Origin of the sequence: Dietzia sp. DQ12-76, from assembly GCF_014145045.1 — a bacterium.
In the GTDB taxonomy this organism is placed as follows: domain Bacteria; phylum Actinomycetota; class Actinomycetes; order Mycobacteriales; family Mycobacteriaceae; genus Dietzia.
Window position 1 is genome coordinate 1 of record NZ_JAALDV010000095.1, and the last position, 4,327, is coordinate 4,327.

The 4,327-nt window shown below is 71.0% G+C and carries 4 protein-coding genes; all 4 read right to left on the bottom strand.

The window, feature by feature from the left end:
* Nucleotides 1-392: arabinofuranosyltransferase (locus tag G6019_RS04390; protein WP_182627101.1), on the bottom strand; the 392-nt coding region annotated here is incomplete at its 3' end.
* A 2-nt stretch (nucleotides 393-394) separates the two neighbouring features.
* Nucleotides 395-1,156: a decaprenylphospho-beta-D-erythro-pentofuranosid-2-ulose 2-reductase gene (locus G6019_RS04395; RefSeq protein ID WP_182612743.1), complete on the bottom strand. Its 762-nt coding sequence runs from the start codon at nucleotides 1,154-1,156 to the stop codon at nucleotides 395-397.
* Between the two features lie 320 nt (nucleotides 1,157-1,476).
* Complete coding sequence (locus G6019_RS04400; protein ID WP_107755473.1) at nucleotides 1,477-2,925, bottom strand: FAD-binding oxidoreductase; 1,449 nt, start codon at nucleotides 2,923-2,925, stop codon at nucleotides 1,477-1,479.
* A 29-nt stretch (nucleotides 2,926-2,954) separates the two neighbouring features.
* The coding region (locus G6019_RS04405) for a lipase family protein (protein WP_241725872.1) at nucleotides 2,955-4,327 on the bottom strand (1,373 nt) is incomplete at its 5' end.

Below are 4,327 nucleotides of genomic sequence, written 5' to 3' on the forward strand. Positions count from 1 at the left end.
TGGCCCAGCGAGGTCGCCGAGCGGCCGAGGAACTGGGTTCGGAACTCCTGGTCCACGCTCACGCCGTGCAGGTACAGCCGGGACGCCGCGAGCGGGATGCCGAGCGTGGAGGCCACCAGCAGGGCCGACCCCGTGGGGGCGGCCAGCTTGCCCACCCGGACCAGTCCGGCCCGCCCCCCGGGACGCTCGCCCGCACGGGCACACAGCACGCCGGCCACCACCAGGGCGAACGCGGCGCACTGGCCGACGACCGTGAGTGCCCGCAGGACGTTGGAGTTGCCGTAGGCGGGGAAGGAGACGAGAGAGAAACCGACCAGGACGACAGCGGTGACGGCTGCGGCCAGCAGCGTCGCCGCTCCCGCCAGGCCCGGCCCCCGGAGCGCCACCGGCATGGTCAGAAGGGGAGCTTGCGGAAGATCGGGCGCGGGACGTGGGTCAGGACCGCCATGACGGCGCCGAACGCGGCGGGGGCGAAGACCGCACCCTTGCCCGCGCCGGACTTCTTGACCGCGATGCGGGCCACGTCGTCCTTGTTGATGGTGAGCGGCGCCTCCTTGACGTGCGCCGACATGCGGGTGCGGACCTGCCCCGGGCGGATCACCAGAACGTCCACCCCGTATTCGTCGAGGGCGTAGCCCAGACCGGTGTAGAACGAGTCCAGGCCGGCCTTGGTGGAGCCGTAGACGAAGTTGGAGCGGCGGGCGCGGAGGCCTGCCGCCGAGCTCATGGCGATGATCCTGCCGTAGCCCTGCGCCTTCATCCGCTCGGCGAGCAGCACCCCCACCGACACCGCACCGGTGTAGTTGACCTGGGCGATCTGCACGGCCTTGCGCTGGTCGGACCACAGTTCCTCGTTCTCCCCGAGGAGGCCGAACGCCACGATCGCGACGTCGACGTCGCCTCCGGCGAAGATCTGCTCGAAGGCGGCCGGATGGGAGTCGGTGGCGGCGGCGTCGAAATCCACCACGTCGACGGTGGTGGCGCCGGCGGCCGTCATCTCGGCCCGGGCGTCCTCGATACCTGGATCCCCGGGGAGGCAGGCCAGCACGACACGCATCGGGCCCTGCCGGAGGTACTCCCCGCAGATCGCCAGGCCGATCTCGGAGGTGCCTCCGAGCAGGAGCAGGGTCTGTGGGACGCCGACGGCATTGATCATGCGCAGGAGTCTACCGAGGGGCCACCGCAGGATCGGGGAAGGTGTCCGCGACTACCCGGCCCGACGTGAACCCCGCGTGAGCGGGCGGACGGCGGGAGACGGCGGGGGTGGCCTCCGGGGAGACCGTCGCCACGTGGTGGGCGGCGGGGAGACGGCGACTAGGACGACGGCGGCGGCGACGGTGCGGAGGATCATGGCGGGCTCCCGATCATGCCTCCGGGCGACCCTTGTCGTCCGGGATCACCCCATTGTGGCCCGTCGCTCGTCCGCGTGTATAGACCGCGCCGTGCGATTCCCGTCGAGGAGCGCCGCGCGCCGGGTCAGAGTAGTTCGAGGCGCCGGCCCATGTCGGAGACGAAGACCCCGTGGGGGTCGATCTCGCGTCGGGTGGCGATCCACGAATCGATCTGCGGATACATGGCGTGGAAACGGTCGGCCGGGACCCGCGAGTCCTTGGCGGTGTAGAGCCGCCCGCCCATCGACATGACCTTGGCGTCCAACTCGTTGACGAACGAGTTCAGTCGGTCGTTGATCGGGAAGTCCACACACACGTTCCACCCCTCCATGGGGAACGAGAGCGGGGCCTGGTTCCCGGGGCCGAAGAGTTTGAACACGTTGAGGAACGAGTAGTGGCCCGAGCGCTGGATGTCGCCGATGATCTCCTTGAACCCGTCGACCGCCCCGGGCGGGACGATGAACTGGTATTGCAGGAAGCCGTCGGATCCGTACGCGCGGTTCCACTCTCCGAACAGATCGAGCATGTGATAGAAGGCCGGGAGGGTCTTGATCTTGTTTCGTGAGGTGCCGCCGAGACGGTAGTAGACCTCGCCGATGGGGCCGAAGGTGTACTTGTTGGCCAGACCGTTGGGGAACACGTCCGGGAACGTGACCAGCGGCTTGGCGTCCATGGCCAACGGGTCCTTGGCGAGCTTGGGGGCGTACTCCTCGAGTTGTGCGAGCGTGGCCAGCGACCCGCGGGACACCGCTGCCCGGCCGAGCTTCGGCGGCGCGCTGATGGCGTCGAACCACGCCGAGGAGTAGGTGTATCTGGCCTCGGAGCCATCCGTGTGCAGGGCGATCGTCTCGTCGAGCGACCCCGTCTGGTCGGAGTCGGCGAGGAAGAACGCGGTCTCCGTGCGGGTCATCGCGATCCACACCTTGAGGACCACGCCGGTGAGACCGTTGCCGCCCACCGTGGCCCAGAACAGTGTGCCCTCGGGGTCGTCGGACGTCCCGCCGGGCTCGAGGGTGAGGACGCGGCCGTCCGCGACGAGGAGCTCCATCCGGGTGACGTGGTTGCCGAACGACCCAGCCGAGTGGTGGTTCTTGCCGTGGATGTCGTGCCCGATCGCCCCGCCCACGGTGACCTGGCGTGTGCCCGGCAGGACCGGCACCCAGAGGCCGAAGGGCAGCGCGGCGCGCATGAGCTGGTCCAGGTTCACCCCGGCGTCTACCACCGCGAGCGCCTTCTCGGCGTTGAGCTCGTGGATGCGGTTGAACCGGCTCATGTCCAGGACCAGGCCGCCGGAGTTCTGCGCGCTGTCCCCGTACGACCGGCCGAGCCCCCGGGCCACCACACCGCGCCGGAGGTGGGTGGGACCGGCGGCGTTGGCGTCGTTGACCGCCGCGACGGCCGCCGAGATCTCCTCCACCGAGCGGGGGGTGAGCACGTGGCTCATGGCCGGCGAGGTGCGTCCCCAGCCCGTGAGGCGCTTGAGTTCGGTGTCCAGGGTGGACTCGGCCGGGGTGGTCTGCTGCGTGGTGCTCACCCGGTCGAGGTTACCGCCGGTGTCCCGGATCAGCGGCAGCCCGTGGTGAACGGCACCCCGCGGGCGCGGGCGTCCACCCAGTCGAGGGCGGGCCCGACCGCGGTGTACGCCGCGGTGACGTGTTCGCCGGCGACGGGCGTGTACTCCACGTCAGCACCCGCCGCGCACCATTCGTCGACCAGCCTGTGGGCGGTCCACTCGGGAACGAACGTGTCCCCGGGACCTCGCGACGACCCCGGCCCCGGGCCCATCGGCACCACCGCGTCGGCATGCCACACCTGCACCGGTCCGGAGGGGACCTCACGGGGGTCCGCCCCGTGGGCGGGGTCCGCCCGGCCCAACCGGTTCCGCGCCATCACCTCCTGCACCGTGGGGTCGGTGCGGGGGTCGGCGTCGGTGAGCACCGACAGTGGGAACGGGGCGAGTCCACCGACGGTGTTGATCGGCGCGCAGGCGTCGCGGAGCTGATGGGCCACCACGTCGCCGGTGTCGTTGAGCAGCGAGTAGAGCTGCGGGTACTCGCGGGCCAGTCCCAGCACGGCAGCGCGGTAGAGGCCGGAGGCGAGGGTCCCGTCCATGGTGTCGAACAACTCCGAATAGTCCGCGGGGACCCCACCCACGGAGGACCCGGCGAGCACCCCGGTGAGTTCGGGCGCATAGACCGGTTGCAACTGGGCTGCCCACCCGGTGGCGATTCCGCCGCCGGAGTACCCCACCTGGACCACCCGCGACTCCCCGAACAACGGGGCGGGGTCTCCGGCCGGGGTGAAGGCGCGGGCCGCGCGGATCCCGTCGAGGACGGCCCGGCCGTTGGCCCGGCCCGCTCCGTACGCGGCTCGCGGGCCCTGGAAGTCCGTGAGGACGAGTCCGTAGCCACGGTCGGCGAGGATCTGCAGGAAGGGGGGGAGTTCGAAGTTGAACTTGTGGGGCAGGACGTATGAGGGCATGCAGTCCAGGCCCAGTGAGTCGATGGTCACGTTGAACGACACGAGCGGTCGGGGGCCAGGGCCGGGCCACGGCGTGGCCGGTTCGATGATCGTCGAGACGATCTGCTGCGGTCGGTCGTGGGAGTCGGTGCTCTGGACCAGGACCTGCCACCCGCGGCCGAAGTTGCGCACGTTGTACGGCGGGATCGCGACCGGTCGTGTGGCCAGGATCGTGCCTGGCGCCGTGCCCGGGTCCACGGCCGGAGGGGAGTGGTACCAGGGATCGGGCGAGGGGCTCGGGAGGTACCGCTCCGGTGTCCGCTCCTCGGGTGGTGCCGCCCGGACCGCGGACAGAGGATCCGGGGCGGAGACTGTCGGCGAGTCGTCGATCGACCGGGGCTGGGCGAGCGCGGGGGATCCCGCGACAGCGCACGCCAGCGCGCACGCCATCGCGAGGGCCGCGGTCGCGGGACGGC

Excerpts from the sequence above, each read along its gene's own strand:
- G6019_RS04395 (WP_182612743.1), bottom strand. The coding sequence starts at position 1,156 with ATGATCAATGCCGTCGGCGTCCCACAGACCCTGCTCCTGCTCGGAGGC.